General features: G+C 74.0%; 17 protein-coding genes. 4 read left to right on the top strand and 13 right to left on the bottom strand.

Features of this window, described 5'->3' with window-relative positions; translation table 11 throughout:
- Positions 1-119 precede the first annotated feature (119 nt).
- Positions 120-1,307, bottom strand: a complete 1,188-nt coding sequence (locus ACF3NS_RS08125) for an acyl-CoA desaturase (protein WP_288800169.1) — start codon at positions 1,305-1,307, stop codon at positions 120-122.
- 10 nt (positions 1,308-1,317) lie between these two features.
- Positions 1,318-2,397, bottom strand: coding sequence for a ferredoxin reductase (locus tag ACF3NS_RS08130; RefSeq protein ID WP_392465414.1), 1,080 nt, complete (start codon positions 2,395-2,397; stop codon positions 1,318-1,320).
- Between the two features lie 102 nt (positions 2,398-2,499).
- Here ACF3NS_RS08130 and ACF3NS_RS08135 point away from each other — a divergent pair, with 102 nt between their 5' ends.
- Together ACF3NS_RS08135 and ACF3NS_RS08140 are read left to right on the top strand one after the other, a co-directional pair.
- Positions 2,500-3,702 (top strand): PucR family transcriptional regulator, encoded by a 1,203-nt coding sequence (locus tag ACF3NS_RS08135; protein ID WP_392465416.1) that lies wholly within the window; start codon positions 2,500-2,502, stop codon positions 3,700-3,702.
- 158 nt (positions 3,703-3,860) lie between these two features.
- The gene (locus ACF3NS_RS08140) at positions 3,861-4,964 is read left to right on the top strand and encodes a glycosyltransferase (protein WP_392465418.1); all 1,104 of its coding nucleotides are present in this window, start codon (positions 3,861-3,863) and stop codon (positions 4,962-4,964) included.
- Here the strand turns inward: ACF3NS_RS08140 and ACF3NS_RS08145 are convergent.
- Genes ACF3NS_RS08145 through ACF3NS_RS08170 form a run of 6 tightly spaced genes read right to left on the bottom strand, consistent with a single transcriptional unit; the run spans position 4,928 to position 13,868 of the window.
- Positions 4,928-7,375, bottom strand: a complete 2,448-nt coding sequence (locus tag ACF3NS_RS08145; RefSeq protein ID WP_392465420.1) for a glycosyltransferase — start codon at positions 7,373-7,375, stop codon at positions 4,928-4,930. The two genes, ACF3NS_RS08140 and ACF3NS_RS08145, sit on opposite strands and share 37 nt — an antisense overlap.
- Positions 7,372-9,306 (bottom strand): O-antigen ligase family protein, encoded by a 1,935-nt coding sequence (locus ACF3NS_RS08150; RefSeq protein WP_392465422.1) that lies wholly within the window; start codon positions 9,304-9,306, stop codon positions 7,372-7,374. The genes ACF3NS_RS08145 and ACF3NS_RS08150 overlap by 4 nt, the downstream gene beginning before the upstream one ends.
- 50 nt (positions 9,307-9,356) lie before the next feature.
- A complete protein-coding gene (locus ACF3NS_RS08155) occupies positions 9,357-9,920 on the bottom strand; it encodes a hypothetical protein (RefSeq protein ID WP_288799405.1) in 564 nt (187 codons plus the stop codon).
- On the bottom strand, positions 9,917-11,071 hold the full coding sequence (locus ACF3NS_RS08160) for a glycosyltransferase (RefSeq protein ID WP_311966521.1): 1,155 nt from the start codon (positions 11,069-11,071) through the stop codon (positions 9,917-9,919). Before ACF3NS_RS08160 ends, ACF3NS_RS08155 begins: the two co-directional genes overlap by 4 nt.
- Positions 11,068-12,627 (bottom strand): lipopolysaccharide biosynthesis protein, encoded by a 1,560-nt coding sequence (locus ACF3NS_RS08165; RefSeq protein WP_392465424.1) that lies wholly within the window; start codon positions 12,625-12,627, stop codon positions 11,068-11,070. The genes ACF3NS_RS08160 and ACF3NS_RS08165 overlap by 4 nt, the downstream gene beginning before the upstream one ends.
- A complete protein-coding gene (locus ACF3NS_RS08170) occupies positions 12,624-13,868 on the bottom strand; it encodes a glycosyltransferase family 4 protein (protein ID WP_392465426.1) in 1,245 nt (414 codons plus the stop codon). Before ACF3NS_RS08170 ends, ACF3NS_RS08165 begins: the two co-directional genes overlap by 4 nt.
- A gap of 143 nt (positions 13,869-14,011) precedes the next feature.
- Here ACF3NS_RS08170 and ACF3NS_RS08175 point away from each other — a divergent pair, with 143 nt between their 5' ends.
- Together ACF3NS_RS08175 and ACF3NS_RS08180 are read left to right on the top strand one after the other, a co-directional pair.
- A complete protein-coding gene (locus tag ACF3NS_RS08175; protein WP_392465429.1) occupies positions 14,012-14,665 on the top strand; it encodes a prepilin peptidase in 654 nt (217 codons plus the stop codon).
- A 23-nt stretch (positions 14,666-14,688) separates the two neighbouring features.
- Positions 14,689-15,027 carry a hypothetical protein gene (locus ACF3NS_RS08180; protein WP_154593209.1) on the top strand — a complete coding sequence of 113 codons (339 nt, stop codon included), beginning with the start codon at positions 14,689-14,691 and terminating at the stop codon, positions 15,025-15,027.
- Positions 15,028-15,162: 135 nt separating this feature from the next.
- Here the strand turns inward: ACF3NS_RS08180 and ACF3NS_RS08185 are convergent, their stop codons facing one another.
- From ACF3NS_RS08185 to ACF3NS_RS08205, 5 genes are all read right to left on the bottom strand, one after another.
- Positions 15,163-15,825 carry a DedA family protein gene (locus tag ACF3NS_RS08185; RefSeq protein ID WP_392465432.1) on the bottom strand — a complete coding sequence of 221 codons (663 nt, stop codon included), beginning with the start codon at positions 15,823-15,825 and terminating at the stop codon, positions 15,163-15,165.
- Positions 15,822-16,400 carry a GNAT family N-acetyltransferase gene (locus tag ACF3NS_RS08190; protein WP_392465435.1) on the bottom strand — a complete coding sequence of 193 codons (579 nt, stop codon included), beginning with the start codon at positions 16,398-16,400 and terminating at the stop codon, positions 15,822-15,824. The genes ACF3NS_RS08185 and ACF3NS_RS08190 overlap by 4 nt, the downstream gene beginning before the upstream one ends.
- Positions 16,397-17,389: a quinone oxidoreductase family protein gene (locus ACF3NS_RS08195; protein WP_392465437.1), complete on the bottom strand. Its 993-nt coding sequence runs from the start codon at positions 17,387-17,389 to the stop codon at positions 16,397-16,399. Before ACF3NS_RS08195 ends, ACF3NS_RS08190 begins: the two co-directional genes overlap by 4 nt.
- Before the next feature lie 204 nt (positions 17,390-17,593).
- Positions 17,594-18,124: a GNAT family N-acetyltransferase gene (locus ACF3NS_RS08200; protein WP_392465439.1), complete on the bottom strand. Its 531-nt coding sequence runs from the start codon at positions 18,122-18,124 to the stop codon at positions 17,594-17,596.
- A gap of 40 nt (positions 18,125-18,164) precedes the next feature.
- Positions 18,165-21,218: a glycine--tRNA ligase gene (locus ACF3NS_RS08205; protein WP_392469101.1), complete on the bottom strand. Its 3,054-nt coding sequence runs from the start codon at positions 21,216-21,218 to the stop codon at positions 18,165-18,167.
- Positions 21,219-21,285 lie beyond the last annotated feature (67 nt).

Consider the following 21,285-nt stretch of genomic DNA (forward strand, 5'->3'; position numbering starts at 1 on the left):
TGCCCCTACCGGGGGCGGGATCATCAGCCTGGCGAACGAAGCCCGGTCGATGCCCCTACCGGGGGCGGGATCATCAGCCTGGCGAACGAAGCCCGGCTGATGCCCTTACCCCCGGCGGGTCAGGGCAGGGCCATGCGGAAGATGGTGCGCCAGGTCTGCCCGATCTGCCGGTGCAGCGGGCCCGTGACGTAGGGCAGGCCGTAGCGGTCGCAGATCTCCCGCACCCGCACCGCGATCTCGGCATACCGGTTGCTCGGCAGGTCCGGGAACAGGTGGTGCTCGATCTGGTGCGACAGGTTGCCGGTCATCAGGTGCATCAGCTTGCTGCCGGAGATGTTGCAGGAGCCGATCATCTGGCGGATGTACCAGTCGCCGCGGGTCTCGCCCTCGATCATCTCCTCGGTGAAGAACTCGACACCGTCGGGGAAGTGCCCGCAGAAGATCACGGTGTGGGCCCACAGGTTGCGGACGCAGTTGGCGGCGAAGGTGCCCGCGAGGGCCGCCTTGCCCGAGCCGGTCAGCGACGCGAGCGCCGGCGTGGCGACGTAGTCCTTGCCGGCCTGCTTGACGGCCTTGACACCGAGGGCCTTGAGGTCGGCGTTGAGCGCCTCGCGGGACTTGCGCCCCTCCTGGACGTCGACGAGCTCGAGGTCGTAGAACGCGATGCCCCACTCGAAGAACGGCGCGAGCACCATGTTGTAGACCGGGTTGAGCACGTTGTGCGGCTTCCACGGCTGGTCGGCGCTGATGCGAAGCAGGTTGTAGCCCACGTCGTTGTCCTTGCCCACGACGTTGGTCCACGTGTGGTGCAAGTCGTTGTGGGTGTGCTTCCAGCCCTTGGCCGGAGCCACGAAGTCCCACTCCCACGTGGAGGAGTGGATGTCCGGGTCGCGCATCCAGTCCCACTGGCCGTGGATGACGTTGTGGCCGATCTCCATGTTCTCCAGGATCTTGGCGACGGACATGAGGCCGACGCCGGCGACCCAGGCGGACTTGCGCTTGCCGGCGAGCACCAGCGTGGCGCGGCCGGCGAGCTCGAGGCTGCGCTGCACGCGGATGATCCGACGGATGTATGCCGCGTCGGCGGCCCCTCGCGAGGCGACGACATCGGCGCGGATCTGGTCGAGCTCGCGCCCGAGCTCGGCGACCTGCTCGTCGGTCAGGTGCTGGGCGTGGTCGGGGCGGCGCACGGGGCGTCCGCTGTCGGCGAGGCCGGGGTTGCGAGTGGGGATCGCGGGCAGTTGCTCGCGGGTGGGGGTGGCGCCGCCGGTGGTCGTGGCGGTGGGCCGCTCGGCCGTGGTGGTCATCTGAGCCTCCTCAGATCTCGAGATGGCAGGGCCCCGCGGCTGCGGAGACACAGGTCTGGATGGATTGTCCCTCGTCGCCGTGGACCTCGCCGGTGCGCAGGTCGCGCACCTTGCCGGCCCGCAACGGGGTGAGACAGGTGTGGCAGATGCCCATGCGGCAGCCGCTGGGCATCATGACTCCGGCCGACTCGGCGGCCTCGAGCAGCGTCGTGCTGCCGTCGACCTCGATCTCCCGGTCGGAGCGCAGGAAGGTCACGACACCGCCCTCCCCGCCCTGGCCGTCGAGGACGACGGGGGCGAACCGCTCGATGACCAGCGAGTGCCTGGCGTCCGCGTCGTGCCACAGGCGCTCGGCCGCGTCGAGCATCTCGGGCGGGCCGCAGGCGTATGCCGCACGCGAGGGCCAGTCGGGGCACAGCTCGTCGAGCGTGTCGGTCGAGGTGAGGTCGATGCGACCGCGCTCGCCGGAGTACCAGTGGACCACCCGCAGGCCGGGGTGAGCGGTCGACAGCTCGGCCAGCTCCTCGGCGAACAGCGCGTCCTCGGCGCTGCGGGAGCTGTGGACGAGCACGACGTCGGCGTCGTCGCGGCGGCCGACCAGGGTGCGGATCATCGACATGACCGGGGTCAGGCCGCTGCCGGCGGTGAGCATGAGCAGGGGGCGCGGGTGCTCGGGGAGCACGAAGTCGCCCTGCGGGACGTCCAGGTGCAGCACGTCGCCGGGGCGGGTGCGGTGGACCAGCGAGTCCGAGACGAGGCCCTCGGCGTGGACCGTGATGGCCGGGTCCTCGCCGGCCGCGGTGGTCAGGGAGTAGGACCGCCAGTGGCGAACCCCGTCGATCTCGACCCCGACGCGGGCCCACTGCCCGGCCATGTGGGGGTCCCAGCCGTGACCGGGACGGAAGTGGATGGTCGCCGTGTCGGTGGTCTCGGGGACGACGGACGTGACGACCCCGCGGAGCTGGCGGGCCGACGACAGGGGGTTGATCAAGGACAGGAAGTCCTGGGGGGTGAGCGGTGTCGTCAACGGCTTGGCGAGGGGCGACAGCACGGGGCTGACGGCCTTGGCCAGGCGATCGAGCGGACGCATGGACGGCATAGTCCAGTATTTCCCACCACAGGCCCCGGATACTCGTCGGCAGGCGCCTGATTCTTGCGGGTGGACTATCACGCGGCGATAGAATCCCGTCCCATGACTCCCCAGAGCCGCGCCGAGGCGCCGCCATGGTTGTCGTTGCCCGCTGAAGTCTCGGACCTCCTGCGCCCCCGCGTCGACGAGATCGTCGACCACATCATCAAGGCCGTCCCGCGTGACGTGCCGGACTACGCCCGCCCCATGGAGGGCCGCTTCGGGCAGGGGCTGCACCAGGGCGTCGCCATCGCCCTCGACCGGTTCCTCGACCTGCCGGGGTCGGACCGGCCGGCCCTCGAGCCGGACTCCAGACGGGTGTATGCCGGGCTGGGCCGCGGCGAGTTCCGGTCGGGACGCCAGCTGGGGTCGCTGCTCGCGGCCTATCGCTCCGGCGCCCGCGTGACCTTCCGCACCGCGGCCCAGATCGCCGTCCAGGCCGGTGTCGCGCCCGACGTGATCGTGCCCCTCGGCGAGTCGATCTTCGCGTACATCGACGAGCTGTCTGCCGCCTCGGTCGAGGGCTACGCCGACGAGCAGAACGAGCAGCTCGGCGAGGTGGAGCGGCGCCGCACCGAGCTCGCCCTGCTCATCCTGCACGGGCGGGCCTCGTCGGCCGGCATCGACCAGGCGGCGCTCGCGGCGGGCTGGGCGCTCCCGCCGATGCTGGCGGTGGTGGCCCTGCGCCGCGAGCAGGCCCAGGGGCTGCGTCTCGCCCTCGGCCGCGGCGCGCTGGTGGTCGAGCGGGAGGACGACGTCGTGGCACTCGTCCCGGCGCCCACGACCGAGCGTGCCAGACGCGACCTGGAGCGGGCGCTGCGAGGACGGGGCGCCGTGGTGGGGCCGACCCGTCCGTGGAACGAGGCGCCCGAGTCGTTGCGCCTCACCATGCTGACGATCGCCCGCCTCGAGCAGGCCGCCACACGTTCCGCGGTGGCGCCGGAGCGTCCGGACATCGTCTTCGTCGGTGACTACCTTGCGCAGCTCGCGCTGCACGCCGAGCCGGCCGTGGTCGCCGACCTGGCGCGGGTCCGGCTCGCGCCCCTGGATGCGTTCGCCCCCGCCACCCGCGAGCGTCTGGCCGAGACGCTGCTGCACTGGCTCGTCCACTGGGGGCAGCGGCAGCCGGTGGCCGACGCCCTGTCGATCCACCCACAGACGGTGGGCTACCGGGTGACCCAGCTGCGGGAGGCCTTCGGTCCCGCCCTGGACGACCCGGAGATCCGCTTCGAGCTGCTCCTGGTGCTGCGGGCCGGCCACCGCTAGGTATGCCGGCCGGCCCCACCTTCCCCGCCCCGGCCAGGATCGTGAGGGTTCCCTCCACCATCCTTGGACATCCTTGGACGAGACCCTCACGGTGTCGGGGAGGGGGCATTCCTGGGGAAACGACGGCGCCAGGTCGCGCGCGAGCGCAGACTCGGGGCGTGACCACGAGCACGACGATGGCCTACCGGCTGCGCCCCCGCTGGGTCGAGCGCACCAGGTGCCTCACCGAGGATCGTCCCGGTGACCTGACCCGGTTGCGCCGCGTCCTCGCCGCGGCCCGGTCGAGCGAGGTGCTGGTGCTCGACGGCACCAGCCGCGTCGACAAGCTCGCCACCGCGCTGCTCGCGCGCACCCGGCGAGGACCGGAGGTGCTGGTCGTCGACTGCTCCTGGAAGCTCGGCCCGGGACTTCCCGTCGCGCTGGCCACCCGCGCCGGGGTGCGGGCCATGGCCGGTCCGCGCACGACCTTCGTGGCCCTCACCCGGGAGGGTCGCGACCAGTTCCACCGGGTGCACCGCGTCGACGGCGACCGGGTGGTGAACGTCCCGTGGCACCACGGCCTGACTCCGGACGACGTCGCCGCCGGAACCTCGGGCAGCGCGGGCAGCGCGGGCGGCGAGGGCGTCGCGCACAGCGAGAGCAGCGAGGGCGGTGCGGACGGCGAGCGGGAGATCCGCCACGACGGGCCCGTGTTCAGCGGAGGGCGCACGGCGCGCGACTACCGCCCCCTGCTGGGCTGTGCCGCCGACCTGCCCGCGGGCACCGAGGTGGTCATCGCCACCATCCCCGGCGGGCTGCCCGCCGACGTCCCCGTCCCGGCCAACGTGCACGTGCGCACCGAGGTGGACCCCGCGGCGTTCCGGCGTGACCTGCGCCGCGCCTGCGTCGTCGTCGTGGCGCTGGAGCACCGGGACGACTGCGCCCCCGGGATCATGGTGCTGCTCGACGCGATGGCCCTCGGCAAGCTCACCGTGGTCACCGACACGCTGGGGGTGCGCGAGCACGTCGAGCAGGGCGTCACCGGGTTCGTCGTGCCGGCCGGGGACGTGGTGGCCCTCGGCGAGACGTTGCGCTGGTGCCTGGACCCCGCGCACGCCGCCGAGGTCGCGGCCGTGCGGCAGGCCGCTCGTGCGACGGCGCGGTCGGCATACTCCCCGGAGGGCCACGTGCAGGCCCTGCTGCAGCAGGTGGACCGGGCGCTCGAGCGGGCCCGGGCCCGTCGCGGTCAGTCCTCCCGCGCCGTGCCGAACACCTCGTCGTAGGCCGCGGCCACCACCGGGTCGGCGAACCGCTGCGCGTAGAGGGCCTGCGCGCCCTGCGTCTGGCGCTCGCGGACGATCGGGTCGACCAGCGCGGCGAGCGCCCGCGCCGCCTCGACGACGTCCGGGACCACGATGAGGCCGGGGCGGCTGTGCGTGGCGATGCCCTCGGCGGCCACCGGGGTGCTGACCACCGGGAGGCCGCGGGCGAGGGCGTCGAGCGTCTTGATCTTGATCCCGGACCCGAAGCGCAGGGGGTTGACTAGGGCGCACATGCGGGACAGCGCCTCGTCGAGGTCCGGGACGAAGCCGTGAACCACGACCTGGTCGCCGTGGCGGGCCGCGTCGGCGAGCAGGGACTCATCCGCGTCCCGACCGATGACGTGCAGGCGGGCGTCGGGCTGCAGGGCGAGCAGCTCGTCCATCCCCTCCCGCAGGAACCAGCCGAGGCCGTCGTGGTTGTGCGCGAGCGACAGCAGCCCCACGAAGGCGAACTCGGGTCGGCCGTCCCAACGGTCGGGCTGGTGGGCCGACCGGCTGAGGCCGGGGATCGACGGCGGGATGGCCACGACCGCCGCGCCGGTCTCCTCCCGCAGGTGGCGGGCCTCCTCGGCGTTGAGCAGGACCGAGGTGGGGTTGGTGCGCGCGGCCCGCCGCTCGGAGCGGGCGACCCGGCCCCGCTCGAAGCGCAGCAGCGCTCGGCGCGTGAGGGGCGCCCGCGTGAGCCAGTGCAGCTGGGCGGGCACATTGTGCGAGAACTGCCCCAGGGGGTCGAAGTCCGCGTCGATCCGCTCGTCCCGCAGGACCTCCAGCATCCGCGTGTAGCGCACGCTGAACAGGTCGTCGAGGTAGAGCACCCGCCGGCCGCGGAACCTGCGGCCCGCGACGTGCTGCTCCATGCGGACGGTGTCGATGATCTCCAGGTCGGGGTCGAGGTCGGCGAGGGTCTGCTGGACGGTGGCGGCGACGCGCGGGCTGCCGAGGAAGGCCTCCTGCAGGCTCTGCCGTCGCAGGAGCACGCCACGCACGAGGCCGATGAGCTGGTCCGTGCGGCTCGGCTGGCCCATCTCGTGCACCTGCACCCCCTTGAACTCCGCGGTGCGCCGCAGCGGCGGCCCGACGTGGAGGTAGTGGATCTGGTGGTGCGGCAGCCGGGAGCGCAGGTGCCGCAGGAACCCGGCGATGACCATCGCCTTGCCGCTGTCCGAGGGGTATGGCGCCACGGCGCTGACCACGGCGACGGAGGACACGGGGCCGTCGTGCAGCGGCTCCGCGGGCGGCGTGAGCAGCTGGTCGTAGAGCGTGCGCAGGCGCGAGACCCAGACCGGCGCCGCGAAGGTGCTGTCGTAGCGGGCGCGCCCGGCCAGGCCGCACGCCTCGCGACGGCCGGGGTCGCGGGCGAGGTCGGCCACGGCGGCGGCGAGGGCGGCGGGATCGTCCGGGGGGACGAGGATCCCCGCGTCGTCGCCCACGATGTCGGGGATGCCGCCGACCCGGGTCGCCACGACGGGCGTGCCGGTCGCCAGCGCGGAGATCAGCGACGTGGGCAGGGCGTCCTCGTGGCTCGGGTGGACGACGAGGTCGGCCGCGCGCAGGAGGTCGTCCACGTCGGAGCGGTAGCCGAGGACCCGCACGCGCTCGTGCAGCTGGGGATCGACCTCCACCTCGGCCCGGACGGTGTCGAGCAGCGGCCCGTCGCCGGCCAGGGCGAGGACGAACGGCAGGTCGGCGGGCAGGAGGCGCACGGCGGCCAGGGCGACGGCGTGCCCCTTCTCCGGGCGCATGAGCGAGACGGTGACGCCGAGGAGGGTGCGGTCGTCGACGCCGAGCTCGGCACGCAGCGCAGCCCTGGCGCCCGTCGGGGACGGTGGCGCGGGCTCGCGGACCCCGTTGGGCACCGGGACGACGGGGGTGGGGGCGTGGAAGGACGAGTACCACGCGCGCTGCGCCTCCGACAGAGCCACCACCCGGTCGAACAACGTGGCCCGGGCCAGCACCGCGGCCCGGACCCGGGCACGGTGCGCTGCGCCGCGAGGGTCGGACTCGATGACGTGCAGGGTGGAGACGGCGGGCACGCCGACCAGCCGTGCGGCGAGGCCGCCCACGAGGTCTGCGTGCTTGAGGTGGGTGTGGACGACGTCACCGCGCTCGCGGCGCACGATCGCCGCCAGCCGCCGCACCGCGCCGAGGTCGTAGCGGCCCGCGTGGAGCTGGTAGACGGTCGCCCCCGCCTCGGCCAGGCGGTGCGCGTTGCGGTCGTCCTCGGCGTCGGACAGGCCGACCACGACGATCCGCAGCCCGGCGTCGGGGGCGGTGCGGGCGAGCTCGACGAGCACGTTCTCGGCGCCTCCTGCGCCGAGGGAGTGGATGACGTGCACGACGGTCGTGGGGGCGTCGGCTGGCTTGGGAATCATGGGTCCTCCCGGTCTCGTAGGGATCGAGGGGCTCGAGGGCGACGGGGACGGGCCGCGGCGATCATCGTGCGGGTGTGGGCCAGGGCCGCGCCGAGACCGGCTCCGGCCGCCATGGCCAGGGCTACCTCCGAGCGGCCCGGGCTCTCGCGCCACGTGGTCACCGTGCCCCAGCGGGTGCGAAAGAGCGTGTCCAGCCCGGCCCGGCGCACGGCCGCGTCCCCCGCGGCGGTGGCGCTCGTGGCGAGCCTGCCGGCCTGCTGCGGCGTCTCGGCCTCGGCGGTGACCGAGACGAAGCCGGACGCGGGGTCGCCCTGGGCGTCGACGGAGCGACCTGACGCGACCGAGGTCAGCACGGCGTAGGTGGGTGCGGTGACCTCGCGGGTGCGCAGCGACAGCAGGTAGGCGCTCGAGGACTGGGGCTCCAGGTAGCCGACGACGTAGGCCCGGCCGGGCTGCGGCAGGAGCGTGACCACCACCGCGGCGAGGGCGGCGCCGGCGGCGGCGAGGGGGACGGCATACGCGGGGTGTCGGTGCCGGACCGGCCGGGGGACCGGATGGGCACCCAGGGCCCGGGCCTGGGTGGCGAGGGCGGCGGCGAGCCCGACCACGAGGTAGACGACGCGCGCGTAGGTGAGGTGCAGGAAGACGCTCGCGGCGCACCAGGCGAGGATCCCGGCGACGCAGGCGGCGGCGTAGGGACGCAGCCGCGCGACGTCCGGGCTGGGCAGCGACGGCAGGGCTCGCAGCACCCAGCCCGCCTGCCACAGCGCCACGGCGATGATCGAGAGGAAGGCGAGCAGGCCGACGAGGCCGATCTCGGCCCAGAGCCCGAGGTAGAGGTTGTGCGGGGCGACGATGCGCTCGAGGTGCAGGTCGGTCGCGGACGCGTAGTCCGGGAAGCGGGCGAAGTAGCCGCCGGGACCGACGCCGGTCACCGGGTTGTCCTGGATCATCTTGGTCGCGACGGTCTGGGTGGCGATGCGCTCGCGCACCGACCCGTCGACCGCGGCGAGCTGGCCGGACTCGGCGATCCCGAGCATCGACACGAGGCGGCTGCCGACGCCGGGCAGCACGAGCAGCAGGGGCACCACGACCACGGCGCCGCCGGCGAGCACCTTGCGGTCCAGCCCGCACAGCACGAGGTAGAGGCCGGCGCCGAGCAGGGCGGCGAGCATGGTCCCGCGGGAGCCGGTGAGGTAGACGCCGACGAGCAGCGCGCCGATGCTGCCGAGGGGAACGAGGGCGACCAGGCGTCGACCGCGCTGCAGGCACTCCTGGACCAGGGCCAGCGCGAACGGCAGGCCGAGGACCAGGAAGCGTCCCCAGAAGTTCGCGTCGGGCAGCGGGCCGGCGTGCCGCTTGGTCACGACACCCACCCCCTCGGCCGTCGTGACGGTCTCGAAGCCGCCGAAGGTCGCGGTGTTGCCGAGCAGCCACTCGTTGGCGGCGCCCAGCAGGCAGATCGCCGCCATCGGCAGCACCATCGCCGCGGCCACGAGCCACCAGCGGCGCAGGCCGCTCGCGAGCAGGCACACGACCACGACGAAGACCAGCTCCTTGACCACCCCAAGGACCGCCGCCGATCCCCAGTCGGGCTCCACCCCGGTCCGCAGGAAGGCCACGCCGTCGAGGTCGGCCAGCTGGCTGGCCAGGGCCGTGGCCAGCACGTATGCCGAGACGGCGCCCACCGTGGCCCAGGGGACCGCCACGCGCTGGACGAGGCATCGCCCGACCACGACGAGCAGGCCCAGGGCGAGCAGGGCGAGGAAGGGCGACACGGGCACCCGCCCCTCGAGCACCCCGGACGTGCCGGAGAACTCCACCGCGACCATCCCGGCGAGCAGCAGCGTCGCGAGGGCGGACGACGGCAGCGCGGCTCGCGGCCGGTCGACGTCCGCGCTGCGGGAGCGCTCGAGGGTGGCAGGGGTCATGTCGTCTCAGGTTCGTGGGTGCTCGGCTACCGCCGACTGGTCAGTTGTCGTCATCGCGACCTCCGTCGGTCGAGGGTCGAGCCGGCCCCCGCCGCGAGGATGGCGGTCAGCAGCCCGGCGAGCAGCGCCAGCACGAGCTTGAGCGGCGTGGACAAGCCCCCCGCCTCGGGAGTCGAGGGCTCGGTGCTGAGGGGGGTGACGGTGTAGGGCGCCAGCACCTTGCCGATCTCGGGGGTTGCGGTGGACACGACCCGCTCCAGCGCGGACGTCACCTGGCCGGCGTCGCTGCCCGCGGACCGGACGGTGACGACGGCGCTCGGCGCCACGTTGCCCGCGGTGACCTCGACCGTCGAGCCGTCGGGGAGCCACCGCTCCTGGGAGTACATCTCGGCGGCGGTGGCGATGACCTGGCCGCGGCTCAGGCTGTCGAAGAGCGCGGCGCTGTCGTTGGCGCTGGCGACCTTCTGCGGCACGACGACCACGTCCATCGTGGAGGTGTAGGTGCGCGGCCGCGACAGCAGGAAGCCACCCACCAGGAGGGCGGCGACCAGGCCCGCGACGAGGGCGGGCAGCAGGCGTCCGATCCCGCGGCCGTTGGGGGTGTCGGTGGTCATGCGGTCTCCTTGGGGTCCGTGCCGGACGGGACGACGAGCTCGGCGTAGAGGTCGTGCAGGGCGCGGGTCCAGGCCTGCATGGAGAAGACCTGCTCCGCGCGGCGGCGCGCGGCCGCGCCGTAGGCGGCGCGGGTGCGCGGGTCGGACAGCAGCCGGGACAGCTCGGTTGCGAGCGCGGTCACGTCACCCACCGGTACGACGCGGCCGGTGACGCCGTCGAGGACGACGTCGCGGGTGCCGCCGGCGTCGGTGGCGACCACGGGGAGCCCGCAGGCGGCGGCCTCCACGAGGGCGGTGGGCAGCGCCTCCGTGAAGGACGCGGAGACGACCCCGTCGACCCCGGCCAGCAGGTCCGGCACGTCCTCGCGACGTCCGAGCAGGTGGACGCGACGCCCGAGCCCGAGCTCGTGGACGCGCATCTCGAGCGCCGACCGGTGCGGGCCCTCGCCCACGACGAGCAGGTGGGCGTCGGGATGGTCCTCGACGACCCGGGCCCAGGCCTGGACCAGCGGCACGTGACCCTTGGGCTCGCGCAGGGCCGCGACGACCGCCCAGACCGGCGCCCCGTCGGGGACCGGGACGTCCTGGGGGAGCCGGCGCCGTGCGGTGGTCCAGCGGTCCACGTCGATGCCGTTGGGGATGCACCGCCAGCTGGCCGTGGCCGGGCCGTAGTGGCGGGCGTAGCCGTCATACGCCGCCTGGGAGACGAGGACGAGGCGGCCGAGGCGGGCGGGGACGAGGACCGAGAGGGCCTCCTTGACCCGGTCGGCGCGGGACCCGAGCTGCGGCTCGAGGTGCAGCGTCGCGACGCAGGGGACCCCGGCCAGGCGGGCGGCGAGCGGCACGAGCGTCGCGGAGTAGCCGAGGTGGGCGTGGACGACCTCGGCGCTGCCGGCGCGCAGGGTCCGGGCCAGCCGCAGCACGCCGAGCGGGTCCAGCAGGCGGCGCACCCCGAGGTAGGTCGGCGCGAGCCCCACGGCCTGGAGGCGACCGAGCATGGCGTCCTTGCCCTCGCGCCCGCGCGGACCGAGGCTGGCCACCGCCAGGTCCAGGTCGGCGCCCGGGTCGGCGGCGGCGTGCCGGGCCAGCTCGACGACGAGGTTCTCCGCCCCGCCGAAGCTGAAGGAGTCGAGGACGTGCAGCACTCTCACGAGGCACCTCCGGGTCGCAGCATGCGGGTGACGCGGGGCAGGGCCTGCCGGTCCAGGAGGGCGAGGGCGCCCACGTAGACGACGGCGCCGGCCAGCACCTCGAGGACGAGCAGGACGAAGGGTTGCGGCAGCGGGACCAGCCGGTCGACCAGCGTGACCGCCCCCGCCATGACCAGAGCGCTCACGGTGGCCGGGACCACGGCCCGCAGCTGGGCCCCGAGGGGGATGCCGATGACGCGGTCGGTGACGACGAAGCGCAGCAGGGTGAACGCGACGTGGCACGCGAGGAAGGCCACGGCCACCGCGAGGGTCGACCGCCCGGCGGCCAGCCACAGGACCGGCGCGAAGACGGCGACCTGGGCGATCGCCAGCCGGTTGAGCAGGCCCGCGTGCCCCGTGGCCTTGTAGACCTCGCCGGAGTGGAAGCCCAGCGCGTAGACCGCGGAGTAGCAGCCGAGCACGACGAGGATCGGCTCGGAGGGGGCGTACTGCTCGCCGAACACCGTGTCGACGACGGGACCGGCGGCGGCGGCCAGGCCGAGCCCGGCGGGCACGGTGAGGGTGGCGACGGCGGCGATGGCGCGCAGGTAGTGCTCGCGCAGCGCGTCCCGGTCGTCCTGCAGCCGCGAGAACGAGCTGAACAGCACCTGGCCGATGACGATGCACACCCCGATGACGACGAGCTCGGGCAGCCGGAAGGCCATCGTGTAATAGCCCAGCTCGGTCTCGCCGAGACGCCGACCGATGCTGAAGTAGTCGAGGTTGTCGATGACCAGGGCCAGCAGCGCCAGCAGCGACAACGACCCGCCGAAGCGGAGCAGCTCGCCGGCCACCGGGCGGTCCCAGCCGAGGTGGCGGTCCGCCGGCTCGGCGAGCGGAGACGCGGTGGGCTCCGCGCCCGGCACACGGGCCCGACCGGTTAGGTGCAGGTAGACGAGCCAGTAGAGGACGGCCATCGTCGCGGTCGCCGCAACCTGGCCCCAGACCAGGCTCCACGCCCCGGCCCCGGCCAGCGCCATCCCGATCGAGACGATGGCCTTGACCACGGCGCCGCCGAGCTCGGGGAGCGTGCGCTCCTTGAACGCCAGGTGGCGGCGCAGGGCGGCGTCGGGAAAGACGGCGAGGCCCTGCAGCAGCATGGACACCGACAGGGCCTGGATCAGCGGGACCAGGGCGTCGTTGCCGAGCAGGGCGGCGAGCCACGGGGCGGTGACGAGGCACAGGAGGCCGAACCCCAGCGCGAGGACCAGCGTGAGCGTGGCCCCGGTGGGCGCGATTCGGCGCCACGACCCGGAGTGTTGCACGAGCGCCGTGCCGACCCCGAGGTCCTTGAGCCGGTCGAAGATGTTGATGGCGAGCAGCGCCAGGGCCACGAGGCCGAAGGCCTCCGGGGCCAGCAGACGCGCGAGGACGACGGTGGAGACGAAGGTGACGAGCTTGCTGCCGCCGTACTGCAGGACGTTCCAGACCGTGCTGGTGCCGACGCGACCGGTGGGCGTGGAGCGCGACTCCTCATCTGGCGGCGGGTGGTGCTCGTCGGTGACGTGCTCGCTCATGGGGCGTCCGGGAGGCCGTCGAGCAGGGCGGCGGCGACGTCGTCCCACGAGGCGCCGCTCGCGAGGCCGGCCCGGCCCGCGTCGCCCAACCGGGCCGCGAGGTCCGGGTCGCGCAGCAGGGTGACGATGCCGTCGGCGAGCCGGTCGGGGTCGTCGGGCGGGACGACGACGCCGGTCCGACCGTCCTGGACCACGGCCGGTATGTCGCCCACCGCCGTCGCGACCGCCGGGCGCGCGAAGGTGTGCGCGAGGTGCGCGACGCCGCTCTGGCTGGCCCGGCGGTAGGGGAGGACCACCGCCCGCGCCCGCGCCAGGATCCCCGGGACGTCCTCGACGGCGACGTAGCCGTCGCGCAGCTCCACGCCGGGGAGGGCGGCCACGCGTCGGCGCAGGGCGTCGGCGTCGACGTCGGCGCTGATCGACCCGGCGATGGTGAAGGTCGCGTCGGGGACCTGCTCGCGCACCCGCGGCCAGACCGCGAGGACGTCGTCGAGGCCCTTGTAGCCGGTCACGGTGCCGAAGAACACCAGGTGAGGGGCGGTCGAGCCGGCGCTGGTCGGTGCGCCGGTGCGAAAGACGTCCTCGTCGCCGTGCGGGATGACGTGGACCGGGCCGGTGACGGGCCAGGTCTCGAGGATCACCTGGCGGGCGCGCTCGCCGAGGACGTACACGACGTCGACGGTGCCGTAGGCCGCGCGCAGGGCTTGGTAGGTGGGGCCGCTGTCGTTGTAGAGCCCGTCCTGGCCGGGCTGCTCGACCAGCGGGCGGGGCTCGTGCGCCACGATGCCGAGGGTCGCCCACGGCGCGAGGCGGCGGGCCGCGACGACGCCCCACCCGTCGACGGGGAAGCGCCACGCGGACCAGAGGACCAGGTCGGGGCGGCTGCGACGGATCTCGAGCAGGAGACGCACCCACGCGGCGTGGTGCTGCCCGGCCCGGACGACGCGGCGCGCCTTGCGCCACAGCTCGGGGACGTCGGCGCCGGCGGTGGGGTGCCAGGTCGGCAGGATGGGCTCGACCGTGCAGCCCTGCTCGCGGGAGGCCAGCTCGGGGGAGGGGCCGGTCACGACGCGCACCGACTGCCCGCGGCGAGCCAGGCCCTCGCCCAGCTGCACGGCGAACTGGAAGAGGCCGCCCGCCGGCGGGAGCTCGACCAGCATGATGCGGCGACGGGAGGACGGCGGCACGGGGGACGACCTCCGGGGAGGGGGCGGGACGGGCTGGACCTGGCGCGGGGGCATCCGCTCCAGGATAACGAGACGCCGTCGACGCCCACGGGGTAACGGCGAAACCGCCTGTGGACGACGCGACGCAGGCCGGTGAGCAGCTGGCCTAGCGTGAGGCGGACGTCAGGAGGCGTGACCGTCGAGGTGGGGAGGGTGCGATGCCGTGGGCCACGAGCGTGGTCGTCGCGCTGCTGGGCCTGACCGTGGGGCACTACCTGCGCGGTTGGCTCGCGTCGGGCGCCTACCGGCGTGACGGGGACGTGGTCCGGCGGCGGGGAGCTCCTTGTTGGGTGCGGCCCGTCGCCGCGGTGCTGCCGGCCCTCGCGTGGTGGCAGCTGTGCGCGCACGACCGTGCCCCGCTCGCGATGGTGGTCGTGCCCCTCGCCTGGCTCATGGTGGCGCTCGCCGCGATCGACCTGGACGTCCATCGGCTCCCCGACGCGGTGCAGCTGCCCCTGTATCCCGTCCTGGCCGTCGCGCTGTCGGCCGTCGCCGTGATCACCGGTGACGGTGCGTCGCTGCTGCGGTCCGTGGCGGCGTGCGCGGTCGTGCTCGCGGTGGGCGCGCTGCTCTGGCTGACCGCCCCGCGCCAGGGTCTCGGGCTCGGGGACGTCAAGCTCGCCGGCCTGCTGGCGGCGGTGCTCGCTCAGCTCGGCTGGTCGCAGGTGCTGCTGGGGCTGTGGGCGGGCTTCGCGCTGGGCGGGGTGGCCGCTGCCGCCCTGCTGGTGACGCGCCGGGCGGGCCGGCGGGACCACCTGGCCCTCGGGCCGCCGCTGATGCTGGGCTCGCTGCTGGGCGTCCTCGTCGGGTGAGGTGTCGCCGTAGACTCCGCGGCATGACCATCGCCTTCCTCGTCCTGCACTACCTCACGCTCGCCGTGCTCGTCTTCGGCTACGTCCAGAGCATCGAGCCCGGCGCCGCCACGAAGCTCATGGCCTGGGGCGCCCGCCTGCAGCTCCTCTCCGGGCTGGCGCTCGTCGTCCTCGAGGAGATGGAGGGCGACGCACCCCACATGTTCATCGGCATCAAGCTGCTGGTGATGCTGGGCGTCCTCGCGCTCACCGAGATCTCGCACGCTCGGGGTCGCCGTGGCGTCGCCGCGCCGGCCCTGCTGCACGCGGCCGCCGCCCTCGTCGTGGTCAACCTGGTCGTGGCCTACACCCTGCCCCACTGATCGGACCGGGTGACCCGTCCCGGTCACGGCCCGTATGCCGACGGCCCGGCCTCCTCGCGGTGATCTGCGAGGAGGCCGGGCCGTCCGTCATACCGGGTCTGGATCTGAGCCCGGCCGCCGGTCACGCGGCCCGGCTCAGCCCTCGGCCTCCACGGCCGCCACGGCCTTCGGGTGGTGCTCCGCGAAGTGGTCCACGGCGCGACGCACACGGCGACCGAGCAGCGTCGAGGCGAGCAGACTGCCGACCACGAAGGCGGCGAGCCCGGCCCAGGCGAAGGTCTTGAGCCATTTCTCGGCGACCGTGCCGAGGACGTAGACGCCGTAGGTCGTGGCGAAGGCCCACGTCGCGCCGCCCAGGGCGTTGGCCGGCAGGAAGCGGTGGTAGGGCAGGCGCAGGACGCCCGACAGCGGACCGGCAAAGATCCGCAGGAGCGCCACGAAGCGGCCGAAGAACACCGCCCACACCCCGTGCCGGGTGAAGACGGCCTCGGCGTAGGCGATCTCCTTGGCACCGAAGTGCCGCGAGAACCGGTGCCGCAGCCAGACCAGCAGCCGGCGCCCGACGTGGTGACCGACGCCGTAGCCGATCGAGTCGCCCACGACGGCACCGGCCGTGCCGGCGACGGCGACCCACAGATGGCTGACGTCGAGCTGGTGGTGGGACGAGAGGATGGCGGCCGTGACGAGGGTGACCTCGCCGGGGAGGGGGACCCCCATGGACTCGACCATGACGACGAGGGCGACGACGAGGTAGACCGCGAGCGGCGGGATCGACAGGAGCAGCTGGTCGAGGCTCACGAGCCGGCCTCGGAGATCCCCGAGATCTCCGAGGTCTCCGAGGTCTCCGAGACCTCCGAGGCATCCCGGGCCCGGCGGGCCACCCGGGCGAGGGCGTCGCCGTGCAGCCGCTGGGTGCGCCACTGCTCGAGCGGCTCGGCGCCAAGAGAGCGGTAGAAGCGGATGGCGGGGGCGTTCCAGTCCAGGACGGTCCACTCGACGCGGGTGCCGCCACGCTCGACGGCGCGGGCGGCCAGGCCCTCCAGGAGCCGGCGGCCCAGCCCACGGCCGCGGTGCTCCGGCTCGACGTAGAGGTCCTCCAGCCAGATGCCGTGCTGCCCGGTCCAGGTGGAGAAGGTCAGGAACCACACGGCCATCCCCACCACGTCGCCGTGGACCTCGACCACGTCCGCGTGGACGGCCGGGTCGGCGTGGACGGCCGGGTCGGCGGATCTGGGGAAGAGGGCGATGCGCAGGTCCTCGGGCGTGGCGGTGACGGCGTCCGGCTCGCGCTCGTAGGCCGCGAGGTCGCGGACGAGACGGTGCAGGGCCGGGATGTCGTCGACGGTGGCAGGCCGGATGAGGGGTCGGGTCACGGGATGAGGAGCACCTTGCCCGACGTCCCGCGGCCCTCGAGGGCGTCGTAGGCGGCCCGGGCGTCGGCGAGCGGGTGCCGGGAGTCGATCGCGATCTCGAGGGACCCGTCGGCGATCAGGCCGAGCACCTCGCCAGCGCGGGCCAGCAGCTCCTCGCGACCGGCGATGTAGTGACCAAGGCTCGGCCGGGTGAGGTAGAGCGAGCCGCCCTGGTTGAGCCGCTGCGGGTCGACCGGCGGCACAGGCCCGCTGGCGGCGCCGAAGAGGACGAGCAGGCCGCGGGGTCGCAGGCTCGCCAGCGACGCGTCGAAGGTGGCCTGACCGACCCCGTCGTAGGCCACGTCGACCCCCCGCCCCGCCGCCTCGGTGACGGCGTGCGCGAGGCTGTCGCCGGTGTCGTGCTCCCGGTAGTTGATGACGTGGTCGGCGCCGCGCTCGCGCGCGACGGCGAGCTTGTCCGCGCTCCCCGCGGTGGCGACGACGGTGGCGCCCTTGGCCTTGAGCAGCTGCACGAGCAGCTGGCCCACGCCACCCGCCGCCGCGTGGACCAACGCGATCGTCTCGGCGGTGCAGGGGTAGGTGTCGTTGACCAGGAAGTGAGCGGTCATGGCCTGCAGCATCGCGGCAGCGGCCACGTCGAGGTCGACGTCGTCGGGCACGGGCACGAGGCTCGCGGCCGGAAGGGTGGCAACGGTGGTGGCGCTGCCCAGCTGCATCGCCCAGGCGACCCGGTCACCGGCCACGACCTCGGTGACTCCCTCCCCGACGGACTCGACGGTCCCGGCGCCCTCCATGCCGAGCACGAACGGCGTCTCGACGGGGTAGACGCCGCCGCGCTGGTAGGTGTCGATGAAGTTGGCGCCGCTGGCTGCGACCCGGACGCGGGCCTGGCCCGGGCCGGGGTCGGGGACCTCGCGCTCCTCGACGCGGAGCACGCTGGAGTCGCCGTGCTTGGGGACGATCAGGGCTGAGGCGGTCAGGCTCGTCATGACCAAACCCTACCGGGGGTAGGGGCATCGACCGGGCTTCGTTCGCCAGGCTGATGATCCCGCCGGGGGTAGGGGCATCAGCCGGCCTTCGTTCGCCAGGCTGATGATCCCGCCGGGGGTAGGGGCATCAGCCGGCCTTCGTTCGCCAGGCTGATGATCCCGCCGGGGGTAGGGGCATCGACCGGCCCTCGGACCGGCGGCCCGTCAGAGCGCGATCCAGTAGCGCCGCGTCCGCGCCCCGGGCGCCAGCTCGCGCACGTCCTCGAGCTCGCCCCCGTTGCGCTCGATGACCGCGGCCGACGCCAGGTTGGCGTCGTCGCAGGTCACGAGGATGCTGTCGAGGTCGAGCCGCCGGGCTCGGGGGAGCACCGCTGCGAGCGCCCAGGTGGCCAGCCCACGCCCGCGCACAGACGGCCGTATGCCGTACCCCACGTGGCCGCCGACCTCGATCAGGTGCGGGTTGAGCGTGTGCCGCAGCTGGATGGCGCCGAGGTAGGCGTCACCCTCCACCACCCACAAGGAGGTCGCCGGCACGTAGCCGTGCGGCCGCTCGGCGGTCGGGTCGGCCTGCAGCAGGAGCTGCTCGACCCACGCCGCGAAACCCTCGGCATGGCAGAGAGGTTCGACGTGCGGGGGGAGCGAGGCGCCGTCCTGGTGGACGCCGGGCCCCCACTCGTCGAGCGACTCCAGCCAGGAGCGGTGCAGACGGGTGGTCGGGGCGATCAGCTGCGGCATACGGCCCACCCTCCCAAAGATCGCGAGGGGAGGGGCGAGGTCAGGCCAGGGCGGTCGACAGCGCGGCCCAGTCCACCTGCCGCGGCGCCGCGGCGCGGACCGAGGCCAGCAGCCCGAGCCGCGCGGCCCGCACCTCGGGGTCCTCGGCCATCACCAGGATGTCGTCGAAGAACCGCGCCACCGGGTCGACCAGCGCCTTGCCCTGCGCCGCGAAGGTCTCGAGGTCGGCGCTCGACCCCTCGGGCAGGCCGTCGAGGGCCTCGCGCAGCTCGACCTCGGCCGGCTCGGTGAGCCGGGAGGCGTCGTATGCCGCCGCGGTGCCCTCAGGCACGATCCGCCCGATGCGCTGCAGGGACGCCACGATGGACCGGAAGCCCTCGTCGCCGCGCAGAGCCTCGGCCTGGGCGAGCGCCGTGGTGGCCTCGCCGGGGGTGGCGGCACCGGGCAGGACGGCGTCGATGAGGTGCACGGAGGTGCCCTCGTCGCGCAGCAGCTGGGCATAGCGGCCGACGGTGAACTCCAGTGCGGCGTCGACCGACGCGTCGGCGACCTCGACGCCCTGGGAGCGCAGGCGCACGGCGGCCGCCTCCAGCCCGGAGCGGATGGACAGGGCTGCGAGCGCCTGACCGACCGAGCCCTGGTCGCGCAGGATCCGCACGACGCCGAGGGCGGCGCGGCGCAGGCCGAAGGGGTCGGAGGAGCCGGTGGGCTTGGCGCCGATGGCGAACATCGCCATGAGCAGGTCGAAGCGGTCGCCGAGGGCGAGCAGCGCGCCGGGCACGGACGCGGGCAGGGCGTCGGCGCTGGTCTTGGGCTGCTCCATCTCGTAGAGCGCGTCCGCGACGGCCTGGGGCTCGCCGGTGCGGACGGCATACTCGCGGGCGACGAAGCCGGCCAGGGAGGTCATCTCGGTGACCATCTGGGTAGCGAGGTCGTACTTGGCGAGAGCGCCTGCGCGCGTGAGGGTCTCGCGGTCGGTGGCGCTGAGGCGGACCTGGTCGGCGAGGGCGCCGGCGACGTCGGCGATGCGGCGGGCGCGCTGCCCGACGGAGCCGAGCCGGTCCTCGAAGGTCAGCTGGTCCAGGCCGGGCACGAAGGACTCGACGGAGTCGGTCTGCAGGTCGGCGTTCCAGAAGAACAGGGCGTCCTCGTAGCGCGCCCGGATGACCGACTCGTTGCCGGCCTTGACGGTGGCGTCGTCGCACAGGCCGTTGGCCATCGTGACGAAGTGCGGCAGCAGGTCCCCCGAGGCATCCAGCACGGGCAGGTAGCGCTGGTGCTTGCGCATGACCGTCGTCAGGATCTGCGCCGGCAGGTCGAGGTAGCGCTCGTCGAAGTCGCCGAGCACGCCGTGCGGCTCCTCGACGAGGTTGGTGATCTGGTCGACCAGGGACGCCTCGGCGGCTACGTCGACGCGGCCGCCGGCGCGGGTGGCCAGCGCCTCGGCCTGCTCGACGACGGCGGCGCGGCGCGCCTGGGTGTCCAGCACGATGGCGCCGCGGGCGATGGTGGGCAGGAGCTCGTCGGACGAGGGCACGTCGACGTGGCCCAGCAGGACGCCGTCGCGACGCTCCTGGCGCTCGGCACCACCGGTCGTGCGCTGCAGGTAGGTCTCGCGCCCGGCGACGACCTCGGACACCTGGACGGGCACGACGGTCCCGCCCCACAGCACCACCAGCCAGCGGATCGCGCGGGAGAAGGACAGGGAGGGGTCGGACCAGCGCATGTTCTTCTCGGCGCGCAGGCCCGTGACGACCTCGGCGAGGAGGGGGGACAGGACCTCCATGACGCTGCGTCCGGGCTGCTCGACCACGACGCAGGCGTGCTCGGCGCCCTGGACCTCCAGGCGCTGGACCTGGTCGAGCGAGACCTTCTGCCCCCGGGCGAATCCCTCCAGCGCCTTGGTGGGTCGGCCCGCGTCGTCATACGCGGCCTGCCACTTGGGGCCCTTGCGGACCTGCTCGGTGTCCGGCTCCCGGGCGGCCACGGAGTCGATGACGGCGACGATGCGCCGGGGGGTGCCGTCGACCCGTATGACGCCGTGCTCCAGCCGGGTCGCCGCGAGGCGCTCGGTGAGGGCGGCGCGGACCTGCTCGATGGTCGCGGGCACGACGTGCGGCGGCAGCTCCTCGACACCGATCTCGAACGCCAGGGTCTGCGGCTCGGCCGGCAGCGTGGACTCGTCCACGGTGGGCAGCGCGTCCGCCGCGGCCTCGAGGGGCCGCATCAGCGGGTGGCCCAGCTCGGCGCGACGCTCGATCCACAGGGCCGCGGTGTCGCGCATGAGCCGACGCATCGTGGCGAAGGCGCGCGCCCGCTCGGTCGTGGAGATGGCGCCGCGGGCGTCGAGCACGTTGAACGCGTGCGAGGACTTGAGGATGTAGGAGTGCGCCGGGACCGGGAGGCGGGCCTCGACCATGCGCGTGGCCTCGGCGACATAGCTGTCGTAGAGCGCGCGGTTGGTCTCGACGGACGCGTCGTCGAGGTAGTAGCGGCTCATCTCGTACTCGGACTGCCCGAAGGCCTCGCCGTAGGTGATGACCTCGCCGGACGGCGTGCGGGCGTAGGCGATCTCCTTGAAGTGGGTCACGCCCTGGACGGCCATCAGGATGCGCTCGACGCCATAGGTGAGCTCGACGGGGATGGGGTCGAGGTTCTGCCCGCCGACCTGCTGGAAGTAGGTGAACTGGGTGATCTCCATGCCGTCGAGCCAGACCTCCCAGCCGAGGCCCCACGCGCCGATGGCCGGCTGCGCCCAGTTGTCCTCGACGAAGCGCACGTCGTGGGCGGCCAGGTCGATGCCGAGCGCCTCGAGGGACCCGAGGTAGAGCTCCTGCGGGTCGCCGGGCTCGGGCTTGAGGATGACCTGGAACTGCGTGTGCGTCTGCAGGCGGTTGGGGTTCTCGCCGTACCGGCTGTCGTCGGGTCGCACGGACGGCTCGACGTAGGCGACGTCCCAGGGCTCCGGTCCGAGGACCCGCAGGACGGTGGCGGGGTTCATGGTCCCCGCTCCGACCTCGGTGTTGAAGGGCTGCACGGTCAGGCAGCCCCGCTGGGTCCAGTAGTCGGACAGGATGCGGAGGGCGTCTTGCATGGTCAGCACCGGGCCAGCCTACGGCGTCCGTCGCGGTGGGGTCTGTCACTGCTCGGCCTTAGTCTTG

The sequence above is a fragment of the Arsenicicoccus cauae genome (assembly GCF_043162025.1).
Taxonomy (GTDB): domain Bacteria; phylum Actinomycetota; class Actinomycetes; order Actinomycetales; family Dermatophilaceae; genus Arsenicicoccus; species Arsenicicoccus cauae.

Excerpts from the sequence above, each read along its gene's own strand:
- ACF3NS_RS08125 (WP_288800169.1), bottom strand. The coding sequence starts at position 1,307 with ATGACCACCACGGCCGAGCGGCCCACCGCCACGACCACCGGCGGCGCC.
- ACF3NS_RS08130 (WP_392465414.1), bottom strand. The coding sequence starts at position 2,397 with ATGCGTCCGCTCGATCGCCTGGCCAAGGCCGTCAGCCCCGTGCTGTCG.
- ACF3NS_RS08135 (WP_392465416.1), top strand. The coding sequence starts at position 2,500 with ATGACTCCCCAGAGCCGCGCCGAGGCGCCGCCATGGTTGTCGTTGCCC.
- ACF3NS_RS08145 (WP_392465420.1), bottom strand. The coding sequence starts at position 7,375 with ATGATTCCCAAGCCAGCCGACGCCCCCACGACCGTCGTGCACGTCATC.
- ACF3NS_RS08150 (WP_392465422.1), bottom strand. The coding sequence starts at position 9,306 with ATGACCCCTGCCACCCTCGAGCGCTCCCGCAGCGCGGACGTCGACCGG.
- ACF3NS_RS08155 (WP_288799405.1), bottom strand. The coding sequence starts at position 9,920 with ATGACCACCGACACCCCCAACGGCCGCGGGATCGGACGCCTGCTGCCC.
- ACF3NS_RS08165 (WP_392465424.1), bottom strand. The coding sequence starts at position 12,627 with ATGAGCGAGCACGTCACCGACGAGCACCACCCGCCGCCAGATGAGGAG.
- ACF3NS_RS08170 (WP_392465426.1), bottom strand. The coding sequence starts at position 13,868 with ATGCCCCCGCGCCAGGTCCAGCCCGTCCCGCCCCCTCCCCGGAGGTCG.
- ACF3NS_RS08175 (WP_392465429.1), top strand. The coding sequence starts at position 14,012 with ATGCCGTGGGCCACGAGCGTGGTCGTCGCGCTGCTGGGCCTGACCGTG.
- ACF3NS_RS08180 (WP_154593209.1), top strand. The coding sequence starts at position 14,689 with ATGACCATCGCCTTCCTCGTCCTGCACTACCTCACGCTCGCCGTGCTC.
- ACF3NS_RS08195 (WP_392465437.1), bottom strand. The coding sequence starts at position 17,389 with ATGACGAGCCTGACCGCCTCAGCCCTGATCGTCCCCAAGCACGGCGAC.
- ACF3NS_RS08200 (WP_392465439.1), bottom strand. The coding sequence starts at position 18,124 with ATGCCGCAGCTGATCGCCCCGACCACCCGTCTGCACCGCTCCTGGCTG.
- ACF3NS_RS08205 (WP_392469101.1), bottom strand. The coding sequence starts at position 21,218 with ATGCAAGACGCCCTCCGCATCCTGTCCGACTACTGGACCCAGCGGGGC.